Below are 25,611 nucleotides of genomic sequence, written 5' to 3'. Positions count from 1 at the left end.
GTCACTTCTCCATGGCTTCATAGACCAGCTGCTTCAATGTCCGCTGCACGCGCTGGCGCTCGGTCGGGGTCTGCTCCAGCAGCACGAAGAACATGTCCTGCTTGGGATCGATCACGAAATAGCAGCCGGAGGCGCCGTCCCATTTCAACTCGCCGAGATTGCCGGGCGGCGGCGGCTTGGCGTTGCCGGGATCGGTGCGCACCGCGAGCCCGAGGCCGAAGCCGAAACCGTCGCCGGGGAAATAGAAATAGTCGCGGTCGACGCCTGATTTGGGGCCGAGCTGATCGGTCGTCATCAGCTTGAACGTCTCGGGCTTGAGAATGGTCTTGCCGTCGAGGCTGCCGCCGTTGAGCAGCATCTGCGCGAACCGCTCATAATCGGCCATGGTCGTCACCATGCCACCGCTGGCGAACTGCATCTTCTTGACCACGGTCGGATCGTTGATCCGGCCAACGCGGAAGTCGCTGTCGTTCGGCACCGGCTGCGCCAGAAGCTTCTGCTTCTCGGGAGCGGTGACGAAGAAGCCGGTGTCGACCATGCCGAGCGGATCGAGCAGCTTCTCGCGCATGATGTCGATCAGCGGCTTGCCGGCCGCGATCTCCATCACGCGTGCCAGCACGTCGGTGGAATGGCCGTATTGCCAGAGCGCGCCCGGCTGGTTGTGCAGCGGGAGTTTTGCGATGCGTTCGGCGAACTCGGCGAGGTCGAAATCGCCGGCGTAGATGTTGGCCTCGCGATAGGCCTTGCGGACTAGGCTGTCACCATAAAAGCCATAGGTGATGCCCGAGGTGTGCGTCATCAGATCGTGCACCGTCATCGGCCGGTTCGCCGGCACCAGCTCGAGCGACTTGGTGCCGTCCTCCGCCTTCTTCTCGACGCCGACCTTCACGTTGGCGAAGGACGGAATGTACTTCGAGACGGGATCATCCAACTTGATCTTGCCGTCCTCGACCAATTGCATCGCGACCACCGACGTGATCGCCTTGGACATCGAGAACAGGCGGAAGATCGTCTTGTCCGTAATCGGCGCCTTTCTGACCACGTCCTGCACGCCGAAGGCTTCGTGATAGACCGGCTTGCCATGCTGCCGGATCAGCACGGTCACGCCGGCGATCTTGCCGGTCGCAACCTCGTTCTTGAAGAATTCGCTGATCTTGCCGAGCTTGTCCTGATTGAAATGCGCACCGGCCGGAATCTCGTAGATGCCTTCCGCTCGCGCCAGCGACATCGCGCCGAGCGACACCAGCGCGCCGCAGACCAGCGCACGCAGTCCAGACTGTGAAATCATATCCCCTCCCCGGAACATGGTCCGGCGGAGTGTACCGACCGCGTCATCAGGCACAAGGGCCGGCGTGTCGCGCAAGTGCCTCGGCATGGAGCTTGGCGCTCGGCTCGGCGAAGCAGCAGAACACCACGCGGGCCACGGACGGCGCCGTAGCGAGCCCTTCGATTGTGGTACGAACGGCGATATCGGCGGCCCGGTCGGCTGGAAAGCGGAAAATGCCGGTCGAAATCGCGGGGAATGCCACCGAGGTCAGCTTGTGCTTCCCGCACAGCTCCATCGAGCGGCGATAACAGGAGGCGAGCAGGTCATCTTCGCCGAGGCTACCGCCATTCCAGACCGGTCCGACGGTGTGGATCACATGGGCAGCCCTGAGCCGGTAGCCTTTGGTGATCTTGGCATCACCCGTCTTGCAGCCGTGGAGCATGCGGCATTCGGCGACCAGATCGGGCCCTGCGGCCTGATGGATCGCACCATCCACGCCGCCCCCACCAAGGAGCGACGTGTTGGCCGCGTTGACGATGGCGTCAACGCTCAGTGTGGTGATGTCTGCGACAATGACCTCGAGCTCGGCGCCGCCGATCCGGCGCGTCAGCCGGGTCACGGATCAGGCCGCGACGACGACGCCCTTCTCGGTGAAAAGCTGCTGCAATTCGCCGGCCTGGAACATCTCGCGGACGATGTCGCAGCCACCGACGAACTCGCCCTTCACATAGAGCTGCGGGATGGTCGGCCAGTTGGAGAAGGTCTTGATGCCGTTGCGCAGTTCGGCGGATTCGAGAACGTTGAGGCCCTTATAGCCGACGCCGATATGGTCGAGGATCTGGACGACCTGGCCGGAGAAACCGCACTGCGGAAATTGCGGCGTGCCCTTCATGAACAGAACCACGTCGTTCGACTTCACTTCGTTGGCGATGAATTCCTCGATGCTCATTTCCGTGTCCTTCTGGGGCGGAGCCCTCACCAATCAATTCGGGCTGGCTCAGCCGATCTAACCCGATACCTGCCTATATATGTAGCCCAAACCGTTGTGCATCCAAAGTAAAATGGCGGCGACACGCCCCCGCTGGCCGGGTTGCCCCCCAGCCGGATCCATAGGCTGATGACATCAATATCATCGCCTGGGAGGACTTTCATACCGTAACGGAGCCCCTATCTAGGACGAACCCAGGTTTTGGAACCGGGCAACGCCAACAACGTTCTCTTGTCCTGTCTGGAGAAAAACGTGACGAAACAAGCCTCCGCTACGGCCGCCCCCTCGCTTTCGTCACTGTCCTCTGCCGGTAACCTCGCCCAGCGGCTGGAAGACGCCTTTCTTGCCGTCCGCAACGAGACCGAGCGCCGGGCCGCGCCGCTGTCGCCGGAGGACCAGCAGATCCAATCCATGCCGGATGCGAGTCCGACGAAATGGCACCGGGCCCATACCACCTGGTTCTGGGAGCAATTTTTGCTCGGCGAGCACGCAGCTAGCTACCGGCCCTTCCACCCCGATTTCGCGTTCCTGTTCAATTCCTATTACGTCAGCGCCGGCCCGCGTCACGCCCGCAATCATCGCGGTGATATCACCCGTCCCAGCGCAAACGAGGTCGGCGCCTATCGCAAATATGTCGATGCGGCCGTCGTCAAATTCTTCCGCGAGACCGGCACGGACAAGCTTCGCGAGATCGCACCACTGGTCGAGGTCGGGCTCAACCACGAACAGCAACACCAGGAATTGATGTTCACCGACATCCTGCACGCCTTCGCGCAGAACCCGGTCTATCCGGCCTACGACCCGGACTGGCGCTTCCCGGCCGCGACGCGCGCCGCCGATGACTGGCTGACGCTGAACGAGGGCATCCACACAGTCGGCCATGTCGACGACAGCTTTCATTTCGACAACGAGAAGCCGGCGCATCGCGCCTTGGTCGGCCCGGTCAGGGTCGCGCGCAATCTGGTCACCAATGCCGAATGGCTGGCCTTCATGCAGGACGGCGGCTATCGGCGTGCGACGCTGTGGTTGATGGACGGCTTTGCCGCGGCCAGCCAGGAAGACTGGCAGGCCCCGGGTCACTGGCGCGAGATCGATGGCCAGTGGCACGTGATGACGCTGGCCGGTGTGAAGCCGGTCGACCCCACCGCGCCGGCCTGTCATATCAGCTACTACGAAGCCGACGCCTTCGCGCGCTGGGCCGGCAAACATCTGCCGACCGAGATGGAGTGGGAGGTCGCGGCCCGCGCCGGCCAGCTCAACGATGCCTTCGGCATCGTCTGGCAGTGGACCCGCAGCTCGTACGCGCCCTATCCCGGCTACCGCGCCATCGAAGGCGCGCTCGGCGAGTACAACGGCAAGTTCATGGTCAACCAGCTGGTGCTGCGAGGCTCCTCGCTTGCAACTCCGGAAGGCCACAGCCGTATCACCTATCGGAACTTCTTCTATCCGTACCACCGCTGGCAGTTCACGGGGCTGCGGCTCGCCGATTACGACTAACATTTCCGACGACAAATGCGCGCCGGACAGCGCGTTCAGGAGAGTATCATGAATGTGCACGCCAGCGCTTTGGCCGAAGCCCATCTTCCCGACGAGCAGACCACCGCCTTCGCCCGCGAGGCCATCAAGGACCTCTCGCAGCAGCCGAAAACCCTGTCGCCGAAATATTTCTACGACGCGACCGGATCGGAGTTGTTCGAGGCGATCACGAAGCTGCCGGAATATTATCCGACGCGGACCGAGCTCTCGATCCTGAAGGATCGTGGCAGCGAGATCGCGAAGATCATTCCAGAGCATGCCGCACTGGTCGAGTTCGGCGCGGGCGCGACGACGAAGGTCCGCCTGCTGCTGAACCATTGCAGGTTTGCGGCCTATGTCCCCGTCGACATCTCCGGTGACTTCCTCAAGGCGCAGGCGAACGGCCTGAAGCGCGACTTCCCGTCGCTCGGCATCTATCCGGTGGCGGCCGATTTCACCACGCCGTTCGAGCTGCCCAAGCAGGTCGCATCCATGCCCAAGGTCGGCTTCTTCCCCGGCTCGACCATCGGCAATTTCGAGCCGCATGAAGCCCAATCTTTCCTCAAGAGCGCGCGCGCGATCCTGGGCCGGGGCGCGCAGATGATCATCGGCGCCGACCTCGAGAAGGACGAACGGGTCCTGCACGACGCCTATAACGACGCCGCCGGCGTCACCGCGCGCTTCAACCTCAATGTTCTCGTGCGGATCAACCGCGAGCTTGGCGGCAATTTCGACCTCTCCGCCTTCACCCACCGCGCGATCTACAATCGCGAGCGGCACCGCATCGAGATGCATCTGATCAGCAAGAAGAGCCAGACCGTGCGCCTGCTCGGCACCAGCTTCTCGTTCCGCCCCGGCGAGAGCATCCACACCGAGAACAGCTACAAATACAGCATCGAGCGTTTCGCTGCGCTGGCGCAGGGTGCCGGCTGGCGGGTGCGCGAGAGCTGGACGGATGCGGCCAAGATGTTTTCGGTGCACGCGCTGGAGGTGGCGGAGTAAACGCTCCGGCGGTTATCCGCGAGAGCGCTTTCCCCGCAGCGCATCCTTCGAGACGCCCGCTTAGGCGGACTCCTCAGGATGAGGACAGAGTGCGTGGCAGGCAGTTTCAACGAGCGCCGACGCCAAATAGCCTCATCCTGAGGAGACCGCGCAGCGGTCGTCCCGAAGGACGAGGCGCTTGCTCAGGCCGCTCCGCAGTTCAATGTTCCTTGGCCTCTTCTCTGTCCGCCCCCAGTGACACCGATTCCCACACCGCGACGATGATCATGATCACCGTCGATGCGACCGACAGCCAGAGCGGCGGGAGGTCGGCGGCGAACCACCACAGCACCGCGAGCGCGATGATGCCGATGCCGTGGGAGAGCTGGAGGAAGCCGCGGATCGCGTGCTTGAACAGGATGGTGCCGATCAGGAACACCAGCGGCCCGCCGATCGTGCTCAGAACCGTCCTGATATCGGAATGACCGGTCGGGTGCTTCAGCACCAGCTCGTCCGAGACCGCGGTCAGGATGATGCCGGCGATGATCGGTGTGTGCAGGTAGGTATAGGCGAGCCGCGCCAACCGGCCGGATTCGGCGGACTTCGAGATCCGCTCGGAGCCGGCCTCGGCGCCCTTGTGGAAATAGACCCACCACATCGCGATGGCGCCGACCAGTGCGGAGACGAAGGCCATGATGTTGTCCGCAGTCCAGTCCAACTCGGCAAAGGTCGCGCCGTTGACGACGACGGCTTCGCCGAGCGCGATGATGACGAAGAGCGAGCAACGCTCGGCCATGTGGCCGCCCTCGACCGCCCAGGCCTCAACCGACGAGAAGCCGAGCTTCGGAACCCAGAAGCGTGCCGCCGGCGAGACGTACTCCCAGGCGACTGCCGCAATCCACAGCCATAGCCGCGTCTCGCCTTCGGACAGGCCGCCTGCGATCCACAACACCGCGGAGATCGAGAGCCAGGTTAGAATGCGGATCGCGTTGTGGCGGACCGCGGTTCGATGCCGCGGCGTCGCGAACAGCCAGAAGGCCGTGCGCCCGATTTGCATCGCCGCGTAAGCGATCGCAAACCACAGACCCCGCCCTTCGAAGGCGGTCGGGATCGTCGTCGACAGCACCAGCCCGCCCAGCATCATCATAAAGAGCATGATGCGGACCGGCGTCAGCTCGGGATTGAGCCAGTTGGTGACCCAGGCGGTGTAGACCCACACCCACCACACCGCGAGAAACAGCACCGTGACGTGCACCGCGCCGAGCGGCGTGAAATGGTGCAGCAGCGTATGCGACACCTGCGTGACGGCGAAGACGAAGACGAGGTCGAAGAACAACTCGACATTGGTGACGCGGCTGTGCTGGTTCGGCACGATGACACGAAACATCGCGCCGCGAGAATTGTCCGCAGCCATCGTCGTCTCCCGTCGCGCGATCAGGTCAGGCGCCCGGCACGCCGGTTTGCAGCGCCAGCGCGTGCAGCACGCCGCCCATCTGGCCGCGCAGGGACTGATAGACGATCTGGTGCTGCTGGACGCGGGATTTGCCGCGGAAGGATTCCGAGATCACGGTCGCGGCATAGTGGTCGCCGTCGCCGGCGAGGTCACGGATGGTCACCTCGGCATCGGGGATCGCTGCCTTGATCATCGCCTCGATATCGTGGGCGTCCATGGGCATTCGGGTCTCGCTCCTTCTGGTCTCGAATCGCTGCCGGGGTCCCCTCTCCGGCAGCGCCAAACTTAGCGTGAACGGTCTTCTGCGTCACGCTTTCCGGCACTATATCCATGATCCCATCAGGATAAAGGCACGACAAAGTGCCGCGCGCGGCAGATTGATCGAAAAGGCGTGAAATCATGAAGCTTCCAGGGCCCGACCATCCCATCACCATCACCCCAAATCCCCGCCGCGTTCGTGTCACCGCGGGCGACATCGTGATCGCCGAGACCAGCAAGGCACTGACGCTGAAGGAGGCCAAATATCCGGCGGTGCAATATGTGCCGCGGGAGGACGCCAACATGGCCCTGCTGGCGCGCACCGACCGCGTCACCCACTGCCCCTACAAGGGGGATGCGAGTTATTACAGCGTCAAGGCCGACGGCAAGGTGCTCGATAATGCGACCTGGACCTACGAGACGCCCTTTCCCGCGATGAGCGAGATTTCCGGCCATCTCGCCTTCTATCCGGATAAGGTGAAGATCGAGGAAGTCGGGTAGGCGCACGCGCTGTGACGCCGGGGCGATCCTGGATCGCCTCCTTCCAGTCGACACAAGGCACGAGATGCCGCGCCGGGCCGCAAGACTGATTGGGGTCTCGTTGCTGGGATTGTCCGGCATCCTCGTTGTGCTCGCTGCTGCCGGGCTGGGTTTTCGTGCCTATCGTCAGCACCTTGCTGCCCAAACGCTCGCGATCCGCTCTCCTGCCGGCGTGCAGGAGGGAGAGTTCATCGAGATCGGCGGCATCAAGCAATGGATTCAAATCCGCGGTGAGGATCGGGATAACCCGGTTCTCCTGTTCGTCCACGGCGGCCCCGGCGGCTCCACCCTGCCGATCTCGTCGGGCTGGCGCCCCTGGGAAGAGCATTTCACCGTTGTCCAATGGGACCAGCGCGGCACCGGCCGCACCTTTGGCGCAGCTGGAGACGCGCTCGCCCCCACGATGACACTGGAGCGGATGACGCAAGACGGCATCGAACTGGCCGAGTACCTGCGCGCGCATTTGCACAAGGACAAGATCGTCCTGGTCGGGCATTCCTGGGGCTCATTCCTGGGAATTCGGATGGCGAAGCAACGTCCGGATCTGTTCTCGGCCTATGTCGGCACGGGCCAGGTGGTCGGCAGGGCGACCTTCGAGAAGGCCTTTGAACTCACGATCGCGCGTCTGCAACGGCTTGCGGCAGCGGCCACCAACAAGGAGGCGCTGGCCGAATTGACGCCGATCGCTTCGCAGCCGGTCCTCACCCCGGAAAATCGCCTGATTGCGGACAAATGGAGCAATGTGCTGGGTCTGCCGCTCGCCGACGGCTTCCAGCTCGCCGGTCCTATCCCGCCGCTCTTCATGCCGGACGTCTCGCTGCTTGATCTGTACAATTGGCGGAAAGGTACCGCCTTCTCCGCAAAGTATTTGACGGGACGGAACGGGCCGATGTTTCAGAGCGACACGGCCTCAATGGGGTTCGAGTTTTCAATACCCATGTTCTTCATCGAGGGCGATGCAGACGCTGTGACGCCGGGAGGACCCGCCGAGCAATTTTTCAACCAGATCAAGGCCCCGCATAAGGAATTCGTCTGGGTTCGCGGCGGGGATCATTTCATTCCGTTCGATCGCCCCGATCAGTTCTTGGCAGAGCTGGTGGCTCGCATAAGACCGTTCGCAAGCCATTGACGGCCGGCGCTTGGGAACCGGCGCGCCGTTCCGGCTCGACCGACTGCCCCGCTACGCCCTGAAGATCGTGAGCCCCAATATCAGCAGCACCAGGAAGATCACGACGAAGACGTAGAACAGGAAGCGGGCGATATCGGCGGAGGCGGTCGAGATGCCGGTGAAACCGAGCACGCCGGCTACGATCGAGACAAGTAGGAAGATCAGCGCCCATTTCAGGATCGTCATTGCCAGCTCCGAATTGTGCCGCTTGTCGCGGGCCGTCAGCCCTTCCCTTCGGCGGACGCTAACTTCGCCGCGCGGAACTGGTTCCTACGGGTGTCAGGACCCAAGTCGGGCTCAAGTGGGGCTCAACTACCGCGCAAACGAGCCTTGCTGAATCCGGCTCGCGGCGGCACAGTCCGGTCCCGGGGCAGGAGTGCGGGGGCGACCAAGATGACGATGGCAGATTCAGCGACGATCGGCGCGGAGGTGCATGCCGCGCCGAAGAGCAAGGCGCGCAATTTGGCGATTGATCGCGCCCGCACCTTCCTGACTCTGGTGGTGCTGCTGCATCACGCGGTGATCCCCTATACTTATTTCGGTCATACCGATCCGAAGTACTTCTTCGGCTTCGACATGATCGTGCTCGCCACCGACAGCTTCTTCATGGCGATGTTCTTCTTCCTGTCGGGACTGTTCGCATGGTCTGGCATCGCCCGGAAGGGAGCACGGAGCTATTTGGCAGATCGCCTGCTTCGGCTTGGCTTACCCTTCGCGATCTGCGCCCTTACGGTCATTCCGCTCGCCTACTACGCGATCTCCCTGCGGCAGCATCCCGAGATCGGCTTTTCGGAATTCTGGTGGAATATGGTCACGAAGGGCCCGTGGCCGAGCGGGCCGATTTGGTTCCTTTGGGTCTTGTTCGCTTTCGACATGGTTGCCTGCCTGCTGCACCGGCTTTCGCCCAATCTGCTCGATCCGATCAATCGCCTCTCGCTCCACGGTCGCCGTCGGCCCGCCGTGTTCTTCGCGGTCATGCTTGCCGTCACCGCGGCGTTCTACATTCCCGGGAGGGTTCACTTCGGACCAAGCAGTTGGTTCGAGTTCGGGCCGTTCTCGGTCCAGCACGGGCGCGTGATGCTCTACGCGACCTACTTCTTTTTCGGTGCAGGCATCGGCGTTGCGCAAATGGATCGCGGGCTGCTCGCTGTCGACGGCCGGATGGCAAAGGTCAGCTGGGACTGGATGGTGCTGGCGATCGTTCCGTATTGCCTCTTGTGGGTGCTGATCTTTATCAAGCGCGAAATACTGGGCAACCCGTCGCCGTTGCCGGACTGGTATGAAGCGCTCTATGCCATCTGCTTCACTGTCTTCAGCGTGGCCATCATGTTTCTGATCCTGGCCTTTTTCCAGAGGTTCAGGCAATCAGGCTCAGCCAAGCTGCTCGATCCAATGCAGAGCGACGCGTTCGGCATGTTCCTGGTGCACTATCCGATCGCACTGTGGCTGCAATATTGGCTGTTCGACTATGACCTGCCGGCGATCGTCAAGGCCACGATCGGATTTGTACTGACAGTCATGGCGAGCTGGGCGCTGACGCGAGCGTTGCGGCAGATCCCGGGCGCGACGAAGGTGCTTTGAGGAAGCGGCACCGGCCTCCTATCGTCGTTGCGAGCGCAGCGAAGCAATCCATCTCACCGCAGGCAGCAGTGTGGATTGCGTCGTCGCGGAGCCTGTCATCGGGCCCGCCAAAGGCGGGACCCGGTGGCTCCTCGCAATGACGGAGAGATGGCGTCGCTACGCCGCCTTCCCACCCATATATTCCGGCAGCCAGCGCTCGAACGACTTACGGAGCGCATCGATCGTAACAGGCGCCTCGCCCGCGATCGCGATCGCATTGCCGCCGGTGGTGCCGATCCGCACGCACGGCACTTCGCAGCCGCGCATCTTGGCGAGCACGCGGCCGGCTTCGGTTTCCGGCACGGTGACGAGATAGCGCGCCTGGTCCTCGCCGAACCAATAGGCCTGCGAGATCAGTGAAGTCGGCGCCGCCAGCAGCTTGGCCCCGATGCCGCTCGCCATCGCCATCTCGGCGAGTGCGATCAGGAGGCCACCGTCGGAGAGATCGTGCACGGCGGTCGCGGTACCGCCATGGATCATGCCGCGCACGCAATCGCCATTGCGCTTCTCGGCGGCGAGATCGACCGGCGGCGGCGCGCCCTCCTCGCGACCGCAGATGTCGCGCAAGTAAACGGACTGGCCGAGCCAGCCATGGGTCTCGCCGACCAGGAGGATCGCTTCGCCCTCGGCCTTGAAGGCGAGCGAGGCCGATTTGGTGAAATCGTCGAGCAGGCCGACGCCGCCGATCGAGGGCGTGGGGAGGATCGCGCGGCCGTTGGTCTCGTTGTAGAGCGAGACGTTGCCGGAGACGACCGGGAAGTCGAGCGTGCGGCAGGCTTCCGAGATGCCCTTCAGGCAGCCGACGAACTGGCCCATGATCTCGGGCCGCTCGGGATTGCCGAAGTTGAGATTGTCGGTAATCGCGAGCGGCTTGCCGCCAACTGCGGTGATGTTGCGCCAGGCTTCCGCCACCGCCTGCTTGCCACCCTCAAACGGATCCGCCTCGCAATAGCGCGGCGTGACGTCGACGGTCAGGGCGAGCCCCTTCGGCCCGTCCTCGACGCGCACCACGGCGGCATCGCCGCCGGGACGCTGCATGGTGTTGCCGAGAATGACGTGGTCGTACTGCTCCCAGACCCAGCGCTTGGAGCACATGTCGGGCGTGCCGATCAGCTTCTCCAGCGCAGGCCCAAGGCCCATCGGCGCAGGCACATCGCGCGCATGCACGACCGGCAACGCGGCGGAGGGGACATGCGGACGGTCGTAGAGCGGCGCCTCGTCGCCGAGCTCCTTGATCGGCAGATCGGCCATGACGTCACCGCCATGCTTGACCACGAAACGCTTGCTCGGCGTGGTGTAGCCGACCACGGCGAAGTCGAGGCCCCACTTCTTGAAGATCGCCTCGGCTTCCTTTTCCTTCTCGGGCTTAAGCACCATGAGCATGCGCTCCTGGCTTTCCGAGAGCATCATCTCGTAGGCGCTCATCCCGGTCTCGCGGGTCGGCACCGCATCGAGATCGAGATCGACACCGAGGTCGCCCTTGGCGCCCATCTCGACCGCCGAGCAGGTCAGGCCCGCCGCGCCCATGTCCTGGATCGCGATGACGCAGCCCTTTTCCATGATCTCGAGGCAGGCTTCCAGCAGCAGCTTCTCGGCGAAGGGATCGCCGACCTGCACGGTCGGGCGCTTCTCCTCGGACTTGTCATCGAACTCGGCCGAGGCCATCGAGGCGCCGTGGATGCCGTCGCGCCCCGTCTTGGAGCCGAGATAGACGATCGGCATGTTCACGCCGGAGGCCGCCGCATAGAAAATCTTGTCGGCATCGGCGAGGCCGACAGCCATCGCGTTGACGAGGATGTTGCCGTCATAGCGGGTGTGGAAGCGCACCTGGCCGCCCACGGTCGGCACGCCGAAGGAATTGCCGTAGCCGCCGACACCGGCAACGACGCCGGAGACGAGATGCCGGGTCCTGGCATGCTCGGGCGCACCGAAGCTCAGCGCATTGAGGCAGGCGATCGGGCGCGCGCCCATGGTGAAGACGTCGCGCAAGATGCCGCCGACGCCGGTGGTCGCACCCTGATAGGGCTCGATGTAGCTCGGGTGGTTGTGGCTCTCCATCTTGAAGACCACGGCCTGGCCGTCGCCGATGTCGATCACGCCGGCATTCTCGCCGGGGCCCTGGATCACCCAGGGCGCCTTGGTCGGCAGGCCCTTGAGATGGATGCGTGACGACTTGTACGAGCAGTGCTCGTTCCACATCGCCGAGAAGATGCCGAGCTCGGTGAAGGTCGGCTCCCGCCCGATCAGCTTCAGGATGCGCTCGTATTCGTCGGGCTTGAGCCCGTGGGCGGCAACCAGTTCGGGGGTGATCTTAGGTTCGTTCTTCATGGATTCCAGGCTTTCGGCGGCGGTTTGGCCGTTCTTAGGAACATCGAGGGCTTCCGGAAAGCCCTTTATGGCGCATTTTCCCGCTGTCCCACGTTTTGCAGGCGGGGACGGCGGGAACAGGAATTGCACGGCGCGGACAGATCGGATTTAAGGGCTAAAGACCCGCAATTGAAGGCCCATTTCCTTGCACGAATTGACCAAAGCGCCCCCGCCCCGCCGCCCCGACCTCCACGTCGCCACCGAGGGTGAATTTGTGGGCTGGCGGACCTGGATTCGCGACAGTTTTGAGTCCCATGTCGGCCCCTTCTGGCACCGGATCGAGGCGGACGGCAACGTCCGCAGCGCCTTCCGGGTCGAGAAAAAGCACCTCAACGGGTCCGGGAACGTCCACGGCGGCTGCTACATGGCCTTTGCCGACTACTCCCTGTTTGCGATCGCCACCCATGTCCTGGACAGCCGGGCTGTGACGACCAATTTTGCCTGTGAATTCCTCGACGCGGCACGCGAGGGCGAGCTGATCGAATGCACCGGCGAGGTCACCCGCGCCGGCGGCTCGCTGATCTTCCTGCGCGGCAAGATGATGTCCGGGACGCGGGTGCTGCTCACCTTTTCCGGCACGATCAAGCGGATGAAGCGGAAGGCGCTACCTCAGCCAAACGCATAGCTCGGCGCCTTCCCTTTTCGCGCCCCCTCGCCCAGACTTCCCGGCAAGCGCTATCGCGCCGGGGAGCAGGAATAAGGTGCCGCAGAGCACATCGGAGGCGGGGCGCTCAGCAGCCTCCGTTTCATCGCCGTTGCCGTCCATGGCCGCCACCGGCGCCCGCAACTGGCGCGACTATGCGCTGCTGCTCGCGCTCGCCTGCTGCTGGAGCTCGACCTATCCGCTGGCCAAGCTGGCGCTTCCCACCATCCCGCCGATCACCTTCATCTCGGCGCGCTCGCTGATCGCGGCCGCCTTCCTGTTCGCGATCCTGTGGATCCGCGGCATCAAAGTCCCGACCGACGCGAAAGCGTGGAAGCTGTTCGCGACCCAGCAATTGATCAACTCGACCTTCCCGTTCCTGATCATCACCTGGTCGCAGCAATATGTGCCGGCGTCGAGCACGGTGGTGCTGGCCTCGACCACGCCGATCTTCGCGTTCCTGATCACCTCGCTGATCACCCGGCATGAGCCGGCAACGCTGCTCAAGCTCGCGGGCGCAATTTTGGGACTCGCCGGCACGATTCTCATCGTGGGCCTCGACGCGCTGCGCGGTTTTGGTAGCGAGATCGTGGCGGAGATCGCGATCCTGCTCGCCACCATCTCCTTCGCCTGCGCCACGATCTTCGGCCTTCGCCTCTCCGAATACGACCCCATGGTGGTAGCGGCCGGCTCGCTATTGTTCGGCGGTCTCATCCTGCTGCCGCCATCGCTGATCATCGACCAGCCCTGGACGCTGCAGCCGACGCCGACCGCGATCATCGCCACCATCGTCATGGGCATCGTGTCGAGCGCGCTGGGCCTGATGCTGTTCTATGTCTGCCTCGGCCGCCTCGGCACGCTGACGACGAACGCTCAAGGCTATCTGCGCATCCCGATCGGCGTTGGCCTCTCCGTGTTGCTGCTCGGCGAGAGCGTGCCGTCGAACCTGGCGCTCGGCCTGCTGCTGGTGATGGCGGGTGTTGCGGCGATGACGGTGCCGGCGGAGCGGCTGAAGCTGCGGTAAGCTCCCCGCTCAAGCCGAAAGCTGTTTCTCCGCGATCGACAGCCATTCGGCCTGCGCCTTGCGCAGGTATTTCGGCGCCCGCCGCATCTGAATCAGGAGCTCGTTGAAGACCATGCGTGCCTCGGCGCTGCGGCCGACCGTTTGCAGCAGCATGCCGTAGCGCACTTGCGCTTCGGCGCCCGGGAAGTAGCCGGCGAGCGCGTGATATTCCTCGAGCGCCTCGTCGAGCCGGCCGACCTCCGCGAGCGCGCGGGCGTAGAGCAGATGCGCGTCGGCGGAGTCAAAAGCTGGCCATTGCTTCTGCAGATCGTCCAGTGTCGCGAGCGCATCTGCGGGGCGCTTGGCGGAAAACTCCGCTTGGGCCTTGCGAAGCGCATAGGCCGGAACGTGGCCCATGGGCAGCTTCAGGATATGATCATAATGCTGCTCGGCCTCGCCGAACCGGCCAACATTTGCGCACTCTTCGGCCAGCGCTGCGCGATTGGCGATGGTGTCGGCGCCAGCCAGGTGGTCGGACAGCTCACGATAGCGTTTCTCGGGATCGAGCCGATTGGCGACGCGCTGCCGCGCCTGACGCGCGCCGGGGCTGGAAAACCATTCGGGAACGAGCTCGACGGCGATATAAGCGAGCGCGCCGATCAGCGGCACCATCAGGATGATGAAGGCCCAGGGCTGCAACCGCCCGGTCCGCGAGGCGTGATACATCAACGTGATATCGAGCAACAGAACGACGAGAGCAACGGGCATGTGACATCCGGAAGCACAACGACAGCACAGGCTTCCTGATATCGCAACTCATGCAATGAAACAACTTTGAGTTGCTGCTTCTCGCGAAAATCCACGATATCGAACGCATGCGCCTTGATGGCGACGAGAGTCAGTCGTCTTGAACGCAATGGAGGTTCATGAGACAGCAGCAGCGCGCCTAATGTCTGGCGCCGCGAGCTGCGCATGGCGGGTCACAAACATGTGCATCATGCGCAGTCAAACCGGCTTGAGCAACAATCCGCTTGCCAGCGCTCGAAACGCGTCCACGGCCTTGTTCAGCACGACTTTCGGATCGTCGGCTGCGGCGACCCATAATGCGGCACTGAGCGCGGCGCCGTTCAGCAGTCGCCCGGCTGCTTCAACATCCAAAGGCTTCACCACCTTCTCGTCGATCAGTGACCGGATCGTTCGCATGGTGATATCCAGGCAGGCGTTCTCGCCGGGCCATTTGGATGGATCACCGAGTACGGCAGGTCCATCCAGAAGCATGATGCGCTGAATTTCAGGATCGAGCGCCATTTCGATATAGGCACTGCCCTCTGCGAGCAGGCCCTGCCACAAGGTTGGCGCCTGCTCCCGGATCGCGCGCAGTCGCTCCGCCATTTCGCCATCGATCTGCGCGACGACGGCCCAGAGCAGCCCCTTCTTGTCTTCGAAATTGTGATAGAGCGCGCCCCGCGTCAGCCCGACCGAGGCCGTCAGCTCATCCATCGACGCTTCTGCATAACCCTGCGTGGCGAAAGCCTTGCGCGCAGCGCGGATGAGCTTGGCCCGATTTTCCGCCATGGCTGCGGCACGTTTTCCCTCGATCATGCTCGACCCATTTTCTGTTGACATACGCCCCGTATGTGAGCGATACGCTCACATACGAACCGTATATGAACAATGTCACGACCGGCGCCGCAAGGCAATTCGCGGTCCCTGCCCCTGATATTTCGAAAGGCACAGCCACATGCTCCAGCGCGAGGCCATCTTCCCCGCTCACCGTCACGCACTTTATGAAGCTCATCGGTATTCGGCCGCGATCCGGTCCGGCGACTTGCTGTTCGTCTCGGGACAGGTCGGCAGCCGCGAGGACGGCTCACCCGAGCCCGTGTTCGAGGACCAGGTCCGGCGTGCGTTTGCCAATTTGCGCGCGGTGCTCGCAGCTGCCGGATGCACGCTGGACGATGTGGTGGATGTCACCACGTTTCACACCGATCCTGCCCAACAGATCGATACCGTGATGGCTGTCCGTAGCACCGAAATCGGCGACGCGCCCTATCCGAATTGGACGGCTGTTGGCGTGAATTGGCTTGCCGGGTTCGACTTCGAGATCAAGGTCGTCGCGCGGATTCCTTGAGTCGCGCAAAGCCGTCTCCCGCCAATGCGGGAGCCGGCAGGAGCGGCCTACTACTTGGCGTCGTCCGCCAGCATCTTCCGGTATTTTTCGACGTCGCGCGTCACGAGCTGCTGCAGCAGCTCCGGCGTATGCTCGCCTGCATCGGGCGCAACGGTCGAGAGGTCAGCGAAGCGCTTCTTCACCGCGTCGGTCTCGACGGCCGTGCGCGCGGCGGCGTTCAGCTTGGCAATCACGGCCGGGGGCGTGCCCTTGGGCGCGAACAGGCCGTTCCAGCCCTGTGCCTCGAATTCGGGCAGGCCCGCCTCTGCCGATGTCGGCAGGTCGGGCAGCGTGGCAAGCCGCACGGTCGAGCCGACCACGAGCCCCTTCACCAGCTTCTCGTTGATCGACTGCGAGACCGAAGCGGCGGCATCGCAGACGCCGTCGATCTGGCTGCCGACGGCATCGGTCAGCGCGGGCGCGGCGCCGCGATAGCCAACTAGCGTCGCGTCGATGCCGGCGGCGGTCACGAAACTCTTGCAGATCAGATAGTTCGACGAGCCGACGCCGGCATGGCCGAGATTGATCTTGCCGGGATTGGCCTTGGCGTAGGCAATGAACTCTTTCAAATCCTTCGCCGGAAAATCCTTGCGCAGCGCGATGATGCCGAACGTCTTCGCCACCATGGCGATCGGCACGAAAGAGTCAGGCGTGAACGGCAGTTTTGGATAGATCGTGTAGGTCGCCGCATTGGTGCCGGCATTGCCGATCGCGATGGTGTAGCCGTCGGGCTCGGCGCGAGAGGCGCGCGCCAGCGCGGTCGAGCCGCCGGCCCCGGCGACGTTCTCGATCACGATGGTCTGGCCGAGCGCGATGCCCATCTGCTCGGCCACGGCGCGTGCGATCACGTCCGAGGTGCCGCCGGCCGCGAACGGCACGATCATGGTAACAGGACGCTTGGGATAATCCTGCGCGAACGCGCCAGTTGCGGGCGAAAATGACGCGAATGCCAGCGCCGCGATTGCGGCGAGTGACCGCTTCACCGAGAACGAGATCACGCGGCTTTTTCCAGATGCGCGGTCAGGCCGGCAAACAGGCCGCGGCCGTCGGTGCAGCCCATGATGTCTTCGACGTGGTTTTCCGGATGCGGCATCATGCCGAGCACGTTGCCCTTGTCGTTGACGATGCCGGCGATCGAATGCGCCGCGCCGTTGATGTTGTGGGCTTCGTCCACCACGCCCTCGGCGGAGCAATAACGATAGAGCACCCGCCCCTCGCCTTCGAGCCGCTTGATGGTCTCTTCGTCCGCCTCGTAATTGCCTTCCCCATGGGCGACCGGCACGCGGATGACCTGTCCGGCATTGTAGCCGCGGGTGAACGGCGTGTCGGACCGCTCGACCCGCAGATGCACGTCATGGCAAATGAATTTCAGCCGCTCGTTGCGCATCAACACGCCCGGCAACAGGCCGGATTCGCAGAGGATCTGAAAACCGTTGCAGACGCCCAGCACGAGGCCGCCCTTGGCCGCATAGTCGCGCACCGCGTCCATCACCGGCGCGCGTGCCGCGATGGCGCCGCAGCGCAAATAGTCGCCGTAGGAGAAGCCGCCCGGCACCACCACGAGATCTGTGCCCGCAGGCAGCGTCGGCTCGGCGTGCCAGACCATCGCCGGCTCGCTGCCCGAGATCATCCTCAGCGCACGCGCCATGTCGCGTTCGCGGTTGATTCCGGGAAAGACGAGGATGGCGGCTTTCATGGCAGAGGTTCCGACGGTGATGGGAATCGGGCTGGCCAAAGGGCCAATTCGTGAAGAGACATAGCCATTTGACGGGAATTTTACCAGTGCTAGCCTTGCCGGACGGCCTTGTACACAGGCCATAGCCGAGGCACTTTTGCCCGACGATCTTGCCCGGGATTGAAGCCATGAACGTCCCGTCGCCGCCCACATCCCGCTCCGAGCCCGTTTCCACCGAGGGCGTCGTCGCCGCCGGCGCCTATGTCGATGGCCGCCGCATCGCCAATATCGCCATCAGCGAGGCTTCGAGCTGGCGGGCCAAGCCCGGCCACGTCGTCTGGATCGGCCTGCACGAGCCCGACATGGCCCTGCTCGGCGCGGTGCAGAAGCAATTCGACCTGCACGAGCTCGCGATCGAGGACGCCAACCACGCCCATCAGCGACCGAAGATCGAGCAATATGGCGAGGCCCTGTTCATCGTGGCGCGGACGGCGCAGCTGGTCGAGGGCCGCATCGTCTTCGGCGAAACCCACATCTTCGTCGGCGAAGGTTATCTGGTCTCGGTGCGCCACGGCGCCTCGACGTCCTACAAGCCGGTGCGCGAACGCTGCGAAAGCTGCCCGCGGGCGCTCGCCCGCGGCGAGGACTACATCCTCTACGCGATCCTCGATTTCATCGTCGACAATTACTCGCCCGTGCTCGAGAGCATTCACGAAGAGGTCGAGGAGATCGAGGACTACGTGCTCGCGCACGCGATCACCAAAGCACAGATCGAGCGGCTCTATATGCTGCGCCGTGACCTCTTGCGGCTGCGCAACGCCATCGGGCCGCTGGTGGAGGTCTGCCGCCGTCTCGAGCATGACGAGCTGTCGATGGTGCGGCAGGCCATGCAGCCGCTATTCCGCGACGTCACCGACCACGTCCGCAACATCCAGGAGCGCATCGATTCCATGCGCGAGGTGCTGGCCTTCGCCTTCGAGGCCAGCCTGCTGGTCGGCCAGGCGCAGGAGACGGCGGTGTCCAAGAAGCTCGCCTCGTGGCTTGCGATCATCGCGATCCCGACCGCGCTTGCCGGCATCTACGGAATGAACTTCAAGCACATGCCGGAGCTGGAATGGGACTACGGCTATTACATGCTGCTCGGCGTGATGCTGACGGCGTGCACCGCGCTGTACTGGCGGTTTCGCAGAGCGGGCTGGCTGTGACTCAGCGCTTGGCTGGCGCCAGCACCAGCATCACCCCAATGGCAAATTGCGCATAATTGTCGGAGCTGACCTTCTCGGTGGCCGCCGAACTGATCAGGCTGGCAGTGCCTCGATCGCCGAATAGGTATCCGCTGACCTGATATTCCTTCGTGCCGTTAGGCTTCACCATCAGTCGCCGCGCCTTGAACAGGCGTGGCACCTTGGTGCCGCTGTCGCCATCAATTCCGAGAATCGAGATCTTCTGCCCCGGCGTGCGCTGCTCCAGGACCTTGACGATTTGCGTCTGCTCTTCACGGAATTGCTCCAGCGTCAGCGTGTTGCCCGGCGGATAAAACCGATAACTCACCCTGGACTGCGCACCGCAGGCGGGCTGCTGGCAAAGGAACATGTGGACGTCGTTGGGGCGCAGCTCGTAGCGGAATCCGCCTACCGAGAATGGCGGGCCCCGCTCCGCCTCGGACTTCGGGACCTCGGCGAAAGCAGCACCGCTCGCGAGCACGAACACAGCGAGCAGCGGAAACAAGAGAACGCGAAATTGCATCGATATTCTCGCAACCCGGCCTATCAGGCCGCCCAAGCCAAAACTTATAGTTGGGGACCTCGGGATGCGCTAGTGCCGTGTCGGTTGAAACTTCAGCGCGCGTTGCGGATGCTGGTCGTGCTCAACGAATGCGCCACGGCGAAGATGAGGAGAAACGCGGCCCGATGGGGCCACGCATCCTCACCCGATCAGCTCGACCCGATAATTCTCGATCACGGTATTCGCCAGCAGCTTGTCGGCGGCTTCCTTCAGCGCGGCTTCCGCCTTGGTCTTGTCGGCGCCGGCGAGCTCGATGTCGAACACCTTGCCCTGGCGAACGCTGGCGACGCCGTCGACGCCGAGCGACTTCAGCGCGCCTTCGATGGCCTTGCCTTGCGGATCGAGGATGCCCGTCTTCAAGGTAACGGTGACACGTGCCTTCACGTCGAAAATCCCCTCAGCTCTTCACCAGCACCGGGCCGGAGCCCTGCGGACGCTCGTTCTCCATGAGGATGCCGAGGCGTTTCGCAACTTCAGTATAGGCCTCGAGCAGGCCGCCGAGATCCCTGCGGAAACGGTCCTTGTCGAGCTTCTCGTTCGACTTGATGTCCCACAGACGGCAGCTGTCCGGCGAGATCTCGTCGGCGACGATGATGCGCATCATCTCGTTCTCGAACAGGCGTCCGCACTCCATCTTGAAGTCGACGAGGCGGATGCCGATGCCGAGGAAGAGGCCGGTGAGGAAGTCGTTGACACGGATGGCGAGCGCCATGATGTCGTCGATCTCCTGGGGCGTCGCCCAGCCGAAGGCCGTGATGTGCTCTTCCGACACCATGGGGTCGTTGAGCTGGTCGTTCTTGTAGTAGAATTCGATGATCGAACGGGGCAGCTGGGTGCCCTCCTCGATGCCGAGGCGCTGCGACAGTGAGCCGGCGGCGACGTTCCGCACCACCACCTCGAGCGGTACGATCTCGACCTCGCGAATCAACTGCTCGCGCATGTTGAGACGGCGGATGAAGTGGGTCGGCACCCCGATGTCGTTGAGGTGCTGAAACAGGTACTCCGAGATCCGGTTGTTGAGGACACCCTTGCCCTCGATCACCTGATGCTTTTTCGCATTGAACGCGGTCGCGTCGTCCTTGAAGTGCTGGATTAGGGTACCGGGCTCCGGGCCTTCATACAGAACCTTTGCCTTGCCTTCATAAATGCGACGCCGACGGCTCATGGGGATGTACCGTGTTTTGTTGAAATCCATGTATTTGGTGTGCTCCGGTTACTAGGATTTACGACCCACAGCGGAGCTGCCGTGAACGGCCCGGAACCCCGTCTATAACCCTTGGAAACAGAACGGGAACCAAGCCTTCAGGCAACCTATCCGATTGGCTGACCGAGCACAATCGATCCGGCCGTCCGGCGCCAACTTATACCGTCTTGCCCTGCGGCTTAACGGCCCGTTGTTTTGCCGATTCGTGCTATCTATGTAGGCATGCAGTCGGGTCGCCGCAACGGAAGGCTCCCGCTCCATTCAGCAGGGGATTTGGAACAAGGCATGAGCGAGTTCGACAAGCGCCAGGAAGGTTTCGAGAAGAAATACGCCCTCGACGAGGAGCAGAAATTCAAGGCGGAGGCCCGCCGCAACCGGCTGCTCGGGCTGTGGGCGGCCGATAAGCTCGGCATGTCCGGCGATGCCGCCACCGCCTATGCCAAGGAGGTGGTCGCGGCCGACTTCGAGGAGGCCGGCGATGCCGACGTCCTGCGCAAGATCACGGCCGATTTCACCGCCAAGAACGTCGCCGTCACCGAGCAGGCGATTCGCGCCAAGATGAGCGAGCTGCTCGCGGTGGCGGCCGCCGAGGTGAAGGCGGGGAAGTAGCCCCGCCTTCTGGCTCTATTTCAGCGTGATCTGAAAACCCATCGATCCGCTGATATTGAATCCCTCCGCTTGTTGCGGTCCGAACTGCCGGTTGATGTTGGTGTTGACCGACTCCATCCGGCAATCGCGGGCGAGAACCTCGCGCAGGAGATCACATTCGCGCGCCGCCATCTCATAGACCGTGCGGCGCGCGCGGTCGCGCAGTTTCTGGGCCTCCTCGCTGTCCCCGGTCGGACCGGCGACAAAGAAGTTGATCGAAGTCTGCACGCGCACCGATCCTTCCTGCCGCAGACCACCGCCTTGCTCGACTATGACGCGCTGGGACTGGGCCTTGGCGGGAGCAATCACGACGAGCAGACCAACGCCTGCCAAAACAAAACGCGAGCGAAATTTCATTAGGGGTACCTGTGGTTGAAGCGAAGGCCCGTTACCTAACCTCCAGAGGTTGCCATCGGACAAACCCTGGACCGCAAACACCGGGCCGCCGCTTCACCAGCGGTTAACCGCGTCGGTCACTCCTCCTTGAAGCCGTACTCCGGCACGTTGCCGCTGGCGCCGTAATATTTGTACGGCAGGAATTTGCCGCTCATGGTGATCTTGACGCGGTCGCCCTTCGGGTTGGCCACGCGTTCGATTCCCATGTCGAAATCGATCGCCGACATGATGCCGTCGCCGAATTCTTCTTCGATCAGCGCCTTCCAGGCCGGGCCGTTCACCATCACCATCTCGTAGAAGCGATAGATCAGGGGATCGGTCGGCGGCATCGGCGTGCCGGTGCCGCGCATCGGCACCTCGTTGAGCATCGCAACTTCCGCCTTCGACAGGCCGAACAGCTCGCCGGCATTGGCAGCCTGCGGCTTTGTCAATTTCATCTGGCCGAGAATGGCGCCGACGATGAGGACCTCGGAATATCCCCCGATCTTGTCGCAGATGTGCTTCCAGCTCCAGCCCTTCTCGCGCTTGATGTCGAGCAGCTTCTCGGTGAGGTCTTCGCGTTTCATGTCAGGCCTCCGTTTCACGCAGTCAGTCCGGGACTGGTCCCGGGAATCCAGGTCTGGCGTTGCTCGTCACCACTGGACGCGATCGTCAGTCCGGGCTTGCCGATATGCACCAGCGGCACATTACGCGGATCGTGACCGGGTGTCTCGGCGGTAAACGTCTTGCTGCGCGTCACCAGGAAATCGATGATGTGGTTGCGCAGCGCGTAGTAGAGCGGATGGCGGTGCAGATCGGTGCGGCCGCGGTCCCTCGGCAGCGGATTTTCGACGACCTCCGCGAGCAGCGCGCCGGGCCCGTTGGTCATCAGGAAGATCTTGTCGGCGAGGTAGATCGCCTCGTCGACGTCATGGCTGATCATGAACGCGGTCTGCCCGGTCTCGAGGCAAATGCGCCGCACCTCGTCCTGCAACGTGCCGCGCGTCAGCGCGTCCAACGCCGAGAACGGCTCGTCCATCAGCATGATCTTCGGCGTGATCGAGAGCGCGCGTGCGATGCCGACGCGCTGCTTCATGCCGCCGGACAGCTCTGACGGCCGCTTGTGCTCGGAGCCGGTGAGACCAACGAGGTCGATGAAGGTCTGCGCGTGCGCCTTCACCTTGGCGCGGTCCCAGTTGCGCCATTTCGAACTCACGGCATAGGTGACGTTGCCGAGCACGGTTCGCCAGGGCAACAGCGCGTGGCTCTGGAAGATCACGGCGCGGTCGAGGCTGGTGCCCGAAATCGCCTGCCCGTCGACGATGACGGCGCCCTCGCTCGGCGCATCGAGGCCAGCGAGGATGTTGAGCACCGTGGTCTTGCCGCAGCCGGAATGCCCGATCACGCAGGCAAACTCGCCGCGCGCCATCGACAGCCACAGGTTCTCGAACACGGTGGTCGTGGCGCCGCCGGCGCCCGGATAGCGCTTCGCGATGGCTTCGATGGAGATGAATTTGTCGGTCATCGCCCCTACTCCGGAAACGTGACCATGCGCGTGAAGCGCGCCAGGATCTGGTCGAGCAGCATGCCGACGATCCCGATCAGCAGGATCGCGATGATCACGTTGGTGATTGACAGATTATTCCACTCGTTCCAGACGAAATAGCCGATGCCGGTGCCGCCGACGAGCATTTCGGCGGCGACGATCACGAGCCAGGCGATGCCGATCGAGATGCGCATGCCGGTCAGGATCGTCGGCGCCGCTGCGGGGAGGACCACGGTGAAGGCCCGCCTGACGGTGCCGACCTCGAGCGTACGCGCGACGTTGATCCATTCCTTGCGCACGCTGGCAACGCCGAACACGGTGTTGAGCAGCATCGGCCAGATCGAGCAGATGAAGATGACGAAGATCGCCGAGATCGAGGAATCCTTGATGGTGTAGAGCGCCAGCGGCATCCAGGCCAGCGGCGAGATCGGCTTGAGCACCTGGATGAAGGGATCGAGCGCCTTGCTGAGCAACGGCGACATGCCGATCAGAAATCCGAGAGGGATCGCGACCAGCACCGCCAGCAGATAGCCGGTGCCGACGCGCGCGATGGAATAGCCGAGTTGGATGCCGAGCCCCTTGTCGTTGGGCCCGTTGTCGTAGAACGGCCGTCTCAGATGCTCCCACAGCTTGGCGCCGACATCGAGCGGTCCGGGCATCGCCGATTTGCCCTGCGTCGCGGTCAGCCCCATCAGCTTGGCGTATTCAGGGCTCATCGTGGCGACGGGGCCTGTGGAGCGCGTGGCGAGATGCCAGATGCCGAGGAAGGCGGCGAGCAGCGCGATGGAGACGAGACCGGCGCGGAGACGGAGGGAGGAGCTCATCGCTCAAGGCCTCTCCACCCGTCGTCCCGGCGAACGCCGGGACCCATACCGCGAAATCTATCGATCGCACTCGGTGGGCGTACCGAACAGCGAGCCTTCGCCAAGCGTCTCTCTGTGGTTATGGGTCCCGGCGTTCGCCGGGACGACGCTGGGGAGAGAACGCGGCTTCTCACGACGACTTCCTGATCTTGAAGCTCGCGACATAGTCCTCCGGCTTGGCCGGATCGAAAGTCTTGCCCATCACCGCAAACGACTTGTAGCTACTCGCCGGCGGCGTCAGCCCCATCTCGGTCATCAGCCTCTTGGTGTCGGTCGCCAGATACACCTGCTCGGCCACCGCCTTGTAGTCGACGTCGCCCTTGATCTGGCCCCAGCGCTTCATCTGCGTCAGCATCCACACCGCGAAGGACTGCCAAGGGAACGGATCGAAATCGACGCGCTTCGCATCGGTCTTCACGCCGCCGAGACCGTCGGCATAGGTGCCGGTCAGGACCTGTTCGAGCACGGTCACCGGCGCGTTGATGTAGTTGGCCGGCGCGATCGCTTCCGCGATCTGCTTGCGGTTCTCCGCCTTCGAGGCATAGGCGGTGGCATCGACGATGGCGCGGGTCAGCGCCGCAAAGCTGTTTGGCGCTGACGTGATGAACTCGCGGCTGGCGGCGAAGCTGCAGCAGGGATGACCGTCCCAGATCTCCTTCGACAACAGATGCATGAAGCCGACGCCGTCATAGATCGCGCGCTGGCAGATGTTGTCGGGCGCGAGGAAGCCGTCGATGTTGTCGGCACGCAGATTGGCGACCATCTCTGGCGGCGGCACCGAGCGCAGCTGGACGTCGGTATCGGGATCGAGACCGTGCTCGGCGAGATAGTAACGCAGCAGGTAATTGTGCATGGAATAGTCGAAGGGGATGGCGAATTTCAGGCCCTTCCAGTCCTTCGGGTCGCGCTTGTCCTTGTGCTTGGCCGCCAGCACGATGCCCTGCCCGTTGATGTTCTCGATCGCGGGCACCGCAAACGGGATGGCGTTTGCGCCGAGGCCCAGCGAGATCGCGATCGGCATCGGCGCCAGCATGTGCGCGGCGTCGTATTCCTTGTTGATGGTCTTGTCGCGGATCACGGCCCAGCCGGCAGTCTTGACCACTTCGACGTTGAGACCGTGCTTGGCATAAAAGCCCATCGGCGCCGCCATAATGATGGGCGTGGCGCAAGTGATCGGGATGAACCCGACCTTGAGGTCCTTCTTCTCGGGCGTACCGGCCTGCGCGAAAACCTCGGTCGCCGTCTTCAGCGGGAAGAACTGCGACAGCGCGGCCAGCGCTGTCGACGCCCCGACCGACTTCAGAAACGCCCGCCGCGCCACATCCTGCGGAAACATCGCGCGCATCACTGCGGAGGCAACCACGCCCTCGTAGCGTTTCTCCTCGCTCTCGACCGGCTCGCAGCGCAGCGCTGCCTGCTCATGCTCCCGAGCCGAACGGTGCTGGCCGCAAACGCAGCCCGCCCGGAGATTGCGGTCGGCATCAAACGGATCGTCGAACGTGGACATGCTGCTGCGCCCCTTTGTCACACTGCGCGGCGGAT

29 protein-coding genes are annotated in these 25,611 nt (G+C 63.4%); 10 read left to right on the top strand and 19 right to left on the bottom strand.

Translation table 11 applies throughout. The annotated features are described in order from the left end of the window. Position 1 precedes the first annotated feature (1 nt). Genes CV770_RS12090 through grxD form a run of 3 tightly spaced genes read right to left on the bottom strand, consistent with a single transcriptional unit; the run spans position 2 to position 2,216 of the window. The gene (locus CV770_RS12090) at positions 2-1,288 is read right to left on the bottom strand and encodes a serine hydrolase domain-containing protein (protein ID WP_201759811.1); all 1,287 of its coding nucleotides are present in this window, start codon (positions 1,286-1,288) and stop codon (positions 2-4) included. 46 nt (positions 1,289-1,334) lie between these two features. After that, entirely contained in the window at positions 1,335-1,886 is a 552-nt protein-coding gene (locus CV770_RS12085; protein ID WP_091965899.1) for an O-acetyl-ADP-ribose deacetylase, read from the bottom strand. Positions 1,887-1,889: 3 nt separating this feature from the next. Beyond that, positions 1,890-2,216, bottom strand: coding sequence for a Grx4 family monothiol glutaredoxin (grxD, locus tag CV770_RS12080; RefSeq protein ID WP_018316580.1), 327 nt, complete (start codon positions 2,214-2,216; stop codon positions 1,890-1,892). A 240-nt stretch (positions 2,217-2,456) separates the two neighbouring features. Here grxD and egtB point away from each other — a divergent pair, with 240 nt between their 5' ends. Both egtB and egtD read left to right on the top strand, forming a co-directional pair. Further along, positions 2,457-3,752 carry an ergothioneine biosynthesis protein EgtB gene (gene egtB / locus CV770_RS12075; RefSeq protein ID WP_201759810.1) on the top strand — a complete coding sequence of 432 codons (1,296 nt, stop codon included), beginning with the start codon at positions 2,457-2,459 and terminating at the stop codon, positions 3,750-3,752. Positions 3,753-3,800: 48 nt separating this feature from the next. Then, entirely contained in the window at positions 3,801-4,772 is a 972-nt protein-coding gene (gene egtD / locus CV770_RS12070) for an L-histidine N(alpha)-methyltransferase (RefSeq protein ID WP_201759809.1), read from the top strand. A gap of 199 nt (positions 4,773-4,971) precedes the next feature. On the opposite strand, the gene CV770_RS12065 is transcribed toward egtD, so the two are convergent. Together CV770_RS12065 and CV770_RS12060 are read right to left on the bottom strand one after the other, a co-directional pair. After that, on the bottom strand, positions 4,972-6,165 hold the full coding sequence (locus tag CV770_RS12065) for a low temperature requirement protein A (protein WP_104462493.1): 1,194 nt from the start codon (positions 6,163-6,165) through the stop codon (positions 4,972-4,974). Between the two features lie 25 nt (positions 6,166-6,190). Continuing rightward, positions 6,191-6,427 carry a BolA family protein gene (locus tag CV770_RS12060; protein ID WP_018316584.1) on the bottom strand — a complete coding sequence of 79 codons (237 nt, stop codon included), beginning with the start codon at positions 6,425-6,427 and terminating at the stop codon, positions 6,191-6,193. A 176-nt stretch (positions 6,428-6,603) separates the two neighbouring features. Between CV770_RS12060 and CV770_RS12055 the strand changes: the two genes are divergently transcribed. Next, positions 6,604-6,963, top strand: a complete 360-nt coding sequence (locus CV770_RS12055; RefSeq protein WP_091965510.1) for a DUF427 domain-containing protein — start codon at positions 6,604-6,606, stop codon at positions 6,961-6,963. A 64-nt stretch (positions 6,964-7,027) separates the two neighbouring features. Next, positions 7,028-8,131, top strand: coding sequence for an alpha/beta fold hydrolase (locus tag CV770_RS12050; RefSeq protein WP_104462492.1), 1,104 nt, complete (start codon positions 7,028-7,030; stop codon positions 8,129-8,131). A 51-nt stretch (positions 8,132-8,182) separates the two neighbouring features. Here CV770_RS12050 and CV770_RS12045 read toward each other — a convergent pair whose 3' ends face one another. After that, positions 8,183-8,356 carry a DUF1328 domain-containing protein gene (locus CV770_RS12045; protein WP_104462491.1) on the bottom strand — a complete coding sequence of 58 codons (174 nt, stop codon included), beginning with the start codon at positions 8,354-8,356 and terminating at the stop codon, positions 8,183-8,185. Between the two features lie 207 nt (positions 8,357-8,563). Between CV770_RS12045 and CV770_RS12040 the strand changes: the two genes are divergently transcribed. Beyond that, positions 8,564-9,751, top strand: coding sequence for an acyltransferase family protein (locus CV770_RS12040; RefSeq protein ID WP_104462490.1), 1,188 nt, complete (start codon positions 8,564-8,566; stop codon positions 9,749-9,751). 156 nt (positions 9,752-9,907) lie between these two features. On the opposite strand, the gene purL is transcribed toward CV770_RS12040, so the two are convergent. After that, positions 9,908-12,118: a phosphoribosylformylglycinamidine synthase subunit PurL gene (gene purL / locus CV770_RS12035; RefSeq protein ID WP_104462489.1), complete on the bottom strand. Its 2,211-nt coding sequence runs from the start codon at positions 12,116-12,118 to the stop codon at positions 9,908-9,910. A 184-nt stretch (positions 12,119-12,302) separates the two neighbouring features. Here purL and CV770_RS12030 point away from each other — a divergent pair, with 184 nt between their 5' ends. Both CV770_RS12030 and CV770_RS12025 read left to right on the top strand, forming a co-directional pair. After that, a complete protein-coding gene (locus CV770_RS12030; protein ID WP_038948054.1) occupies positions 12,303-12,782 on the top strand; it encodes a PaaI family thioesterase in 480 nt (159 codons plus the stop codon). Between the two features lie 76 nt (positions 12,783-12,858). After that, positions 12,859-13,824: a DMT family transporter gene (locus CV770_RS12025; RefSeq protein ID WP_104462488.1), complete on the top strand. Its 966-nt coding sequence runs from the start codon at positions 12,859-12,861 to the stop codon at positions 13,822-13,824. 9 nt (positions 13,825-13,833) lie between these two features. On the opposite strand, the gene CV770_RS12020 is transcribed toward CV770_RS12025, so the two are convergent. After that, the gene (locus tag CV770_RS12020; RefSeq protein ID WP_104462487.1) at positions 13,834-14,571 is read right to left on the bottom strand and encodes a tetratricopeptide repeat protein; all 738 of its coding nucleotides are present in this window, start codon (positions 14,569-14,571) and stop codon (positions 13,834-13,836) included. 237 nt (positions 14,572-14,808) lie between these two features. Next, complete coding sequence (locus CV770_RS12015) at positions 14,809-15,405, bottom strand: TetR/AcrR family transcriptional regulator (RefSeq protein WP_091965504.1); 597 nt, start codon at positions 15,403-15,405, stop codon at positions 14,809-14,811. Between the two features lie 139 nt (positions 15,406-15,544). Between CV770_RS12015 and CV770_RS12010 the strand changes: the two genes are divergently transcribed. Further along, positions 15,545-15,934 (top strand): RidA family protein, encoded by a 390-nt coding sequence (locus CV770_RS12010; RefSeq protein ID WP_018316594.1) that lies wholly within the window; start codon positions 15,545-15,547, stop codon positions 15,932-15,934. A 50-nt stretch (positions 15,935-15,984) separates the two neighbouring features. Here the strand turns inward: CV770_RS12010 and CV770_RS12005 are convergent, their stop codons facing one another. Both CV770_RS12005 and purQ read right to left on the bottom strand, forming a co-directional pair. Continuing rightward, on the bottom strand, positions 15,985-16,971 hold the full coding sequence (locus CV770_RS12005) for a tripartite tricarboxylate transporter substrate binding protein BugD (RefSeq protein WP_104462486.1): 987 nt from the start codon (positions 16,969-16,971) through the stop codon (positions 15,985-15,987). Further along, positions 16,968-17,669, bottom strand: a complete 702-nt coding sequence (purQ, locus tag CV770_RS12000) for a phosphoribosylformylglycinamidine synthase subunit PurQ (protein WP_104462509.1) — start codon at positions 17,667-17,669, stop codon at positions 16,968-16,970. The genes CV770_RS12005 and purQ overlap by 4 nt, the downstream gene beginning before the upstream one ends. 167 nt (positions 17,670-17,836) lie before the next feature. Between purQ and CV770_RS11995 the strand changes: the two genes are divergently transcribed. After that, the gene (locus tag CV770_RS11995) at positions 17,837-18,853 is read left to right on the top strand and encodes a magnesium and cobalt transport protein CorA (protein ID WP_104462485.1); all 1,017 of its coding nucleotides are present in this window, start codon (positions 17,837-17,839) and stop codon (positions 18,851-18,853) included. A 1-nt stretch (position 18,854) separates the two neighbouring features. On the opposite strand, the gene CV770_RS11990 is transcribed toward CV770_RS11995, so the two are convergent. The 3 genes from CV770_RS11990 to purC all read right to left on the bottom strand — a co-directional run bounded on the left by CV770_RS11990 (position 18,855) and on the right by purC (position 20,598). After that, a complete protein-coding gene (locus CV770_RS11990; protein ID WP_349627976.1) occupies positions 18,855-19,376 on the bottom strand; it encodes a hypothetical protein in 522 nt (173 codons plus the stop codon). 198 nt (positions 19,377-19,574) lie between these two features. Then, the gene (gene purS / locus CV770_RS11985) at positions 19,575-19,817 is read right to left on the bottom strand and encodes a phosphoribosylformylglycinamidine synthase subunit PurS (protein WP_104462484.1); all 243 of its coding nucleotides are present in this window, start codon (positions 19,815-19,817) and stop codon (positions 19,575-19,577) included. 13 nt (positions 19,818-19,830) lie between these two features. Continuing rightward, complete coding sequence (purC, locus tag CV770_RS11980) at positions 19,831-20,598, bottom strand: phosphoribosylaminoimidazolesuccinocarboxamide synthase (protein ID WP_173015815.1); 768 nt, start codon at positions 20,596-20,598, stop codon at positions 19,831-19,833. 324 nt (positions 20,599-20,922) lie between these two features. Here purC and CV770_RS11975 point away from each other — a divergent pair, with 324 nt between their 5' ends. Next, on the top strand, positions 20,923-21,246 hold the full coding sequence (locus CV770_RS11975; RefSeq protein ID WP_104462483.1) for a DUF1476 domain-containing protein: 324 nt from the start codon (positions 20,923-20,925) through the stop codon (positions 21,244-21,246). 15 nt (positions 21,247-21,261) lie between these two features. Here CV770_RS11975 and CV770_RS43270 read toward each other — a convergent pair whose 3' ends face one another. The 5 genes from CV770_RS43270 to CV770_RS11950 form a co-directional block, all read right to left on the bottom strand. Next, entirely contained in the window at positions 21,262-21,642 is a 381-nt protein-coding gene (locus CV770_RS43270) for a hypothetical protein (RefSeq protein ID WP_104462482.1), read from the bottom strand. 116 nt (positions 21,643-21,758) lie between these two features. Next, positions 21,759-22,247: a cyanase gene (cynS, locus tag CV770_RS11965; RefSeq protein ID WP_104462481.1), complete on the bottom strand. Its 489-nt coding sequence runs from the start codon at positions 22,245-22,247 to the stop codon at positions 21,759-21,761. A gap of 14 nt (positions 22,248-22,261) precedes the next feature. After that, positions 22,262-23,185 (bottom strand): ABC transporter ATP-binding protein, encoded by a 924-nt coding sequence (locus CV770_RS11960; protein ID WP_104462480.1) that lies wholly within the window; start codon positions 23,183-23,185, stop codon positions 22,262-22,264. A gap of 5 nt (positions 23,186-23,190) precedes the next feature. Beyond that, the gene (ntrB, locus tag CV770_RS11955) at positions 23,191-24,030 is read right to left on the bottom strand and encodes a nitrate ABC transporter permease (RefSeq protein ID WP_104462479.1); all 840 of its coding nucleotides are present in this window, start codon (positions 24,028-24,030) and stop codon (positions 23,191-23,193) included. A 169-nt stretch (positions 24,031-24,199) separates the two neighbouring features. After that, positions 24,200-25,576 (bottom strand): CmpA/NrtA family ABC transporter substrate-binding protein, encoded by a 1,377-nt coding sequence (locus CV770_RS11950; protein ID WP_104462478.1) that lies wholly within the window; start codon positions 25,574-25,576, stop codon positions 24,200-24,202. Positions 25,577-25,611: the final 35 nt, after the last annotated feature.

The sequence above is a fragment of the Bradyrhizobium sp. AC87j1 genome, from assembly GCF_002936975.1.
GTDB classification, from domain to species: Bacteria; Pseudomonadota; Alphaproteobacteria; order Rhizobiales; family Xanthobacteraceae; genus Bradyrhizobium; species Bradyrhizobium shewense.
Note: the sequence above shows the minus strand (reverse complement) of the source record. Positions and strands in the feature narration are given on the sequence as shown.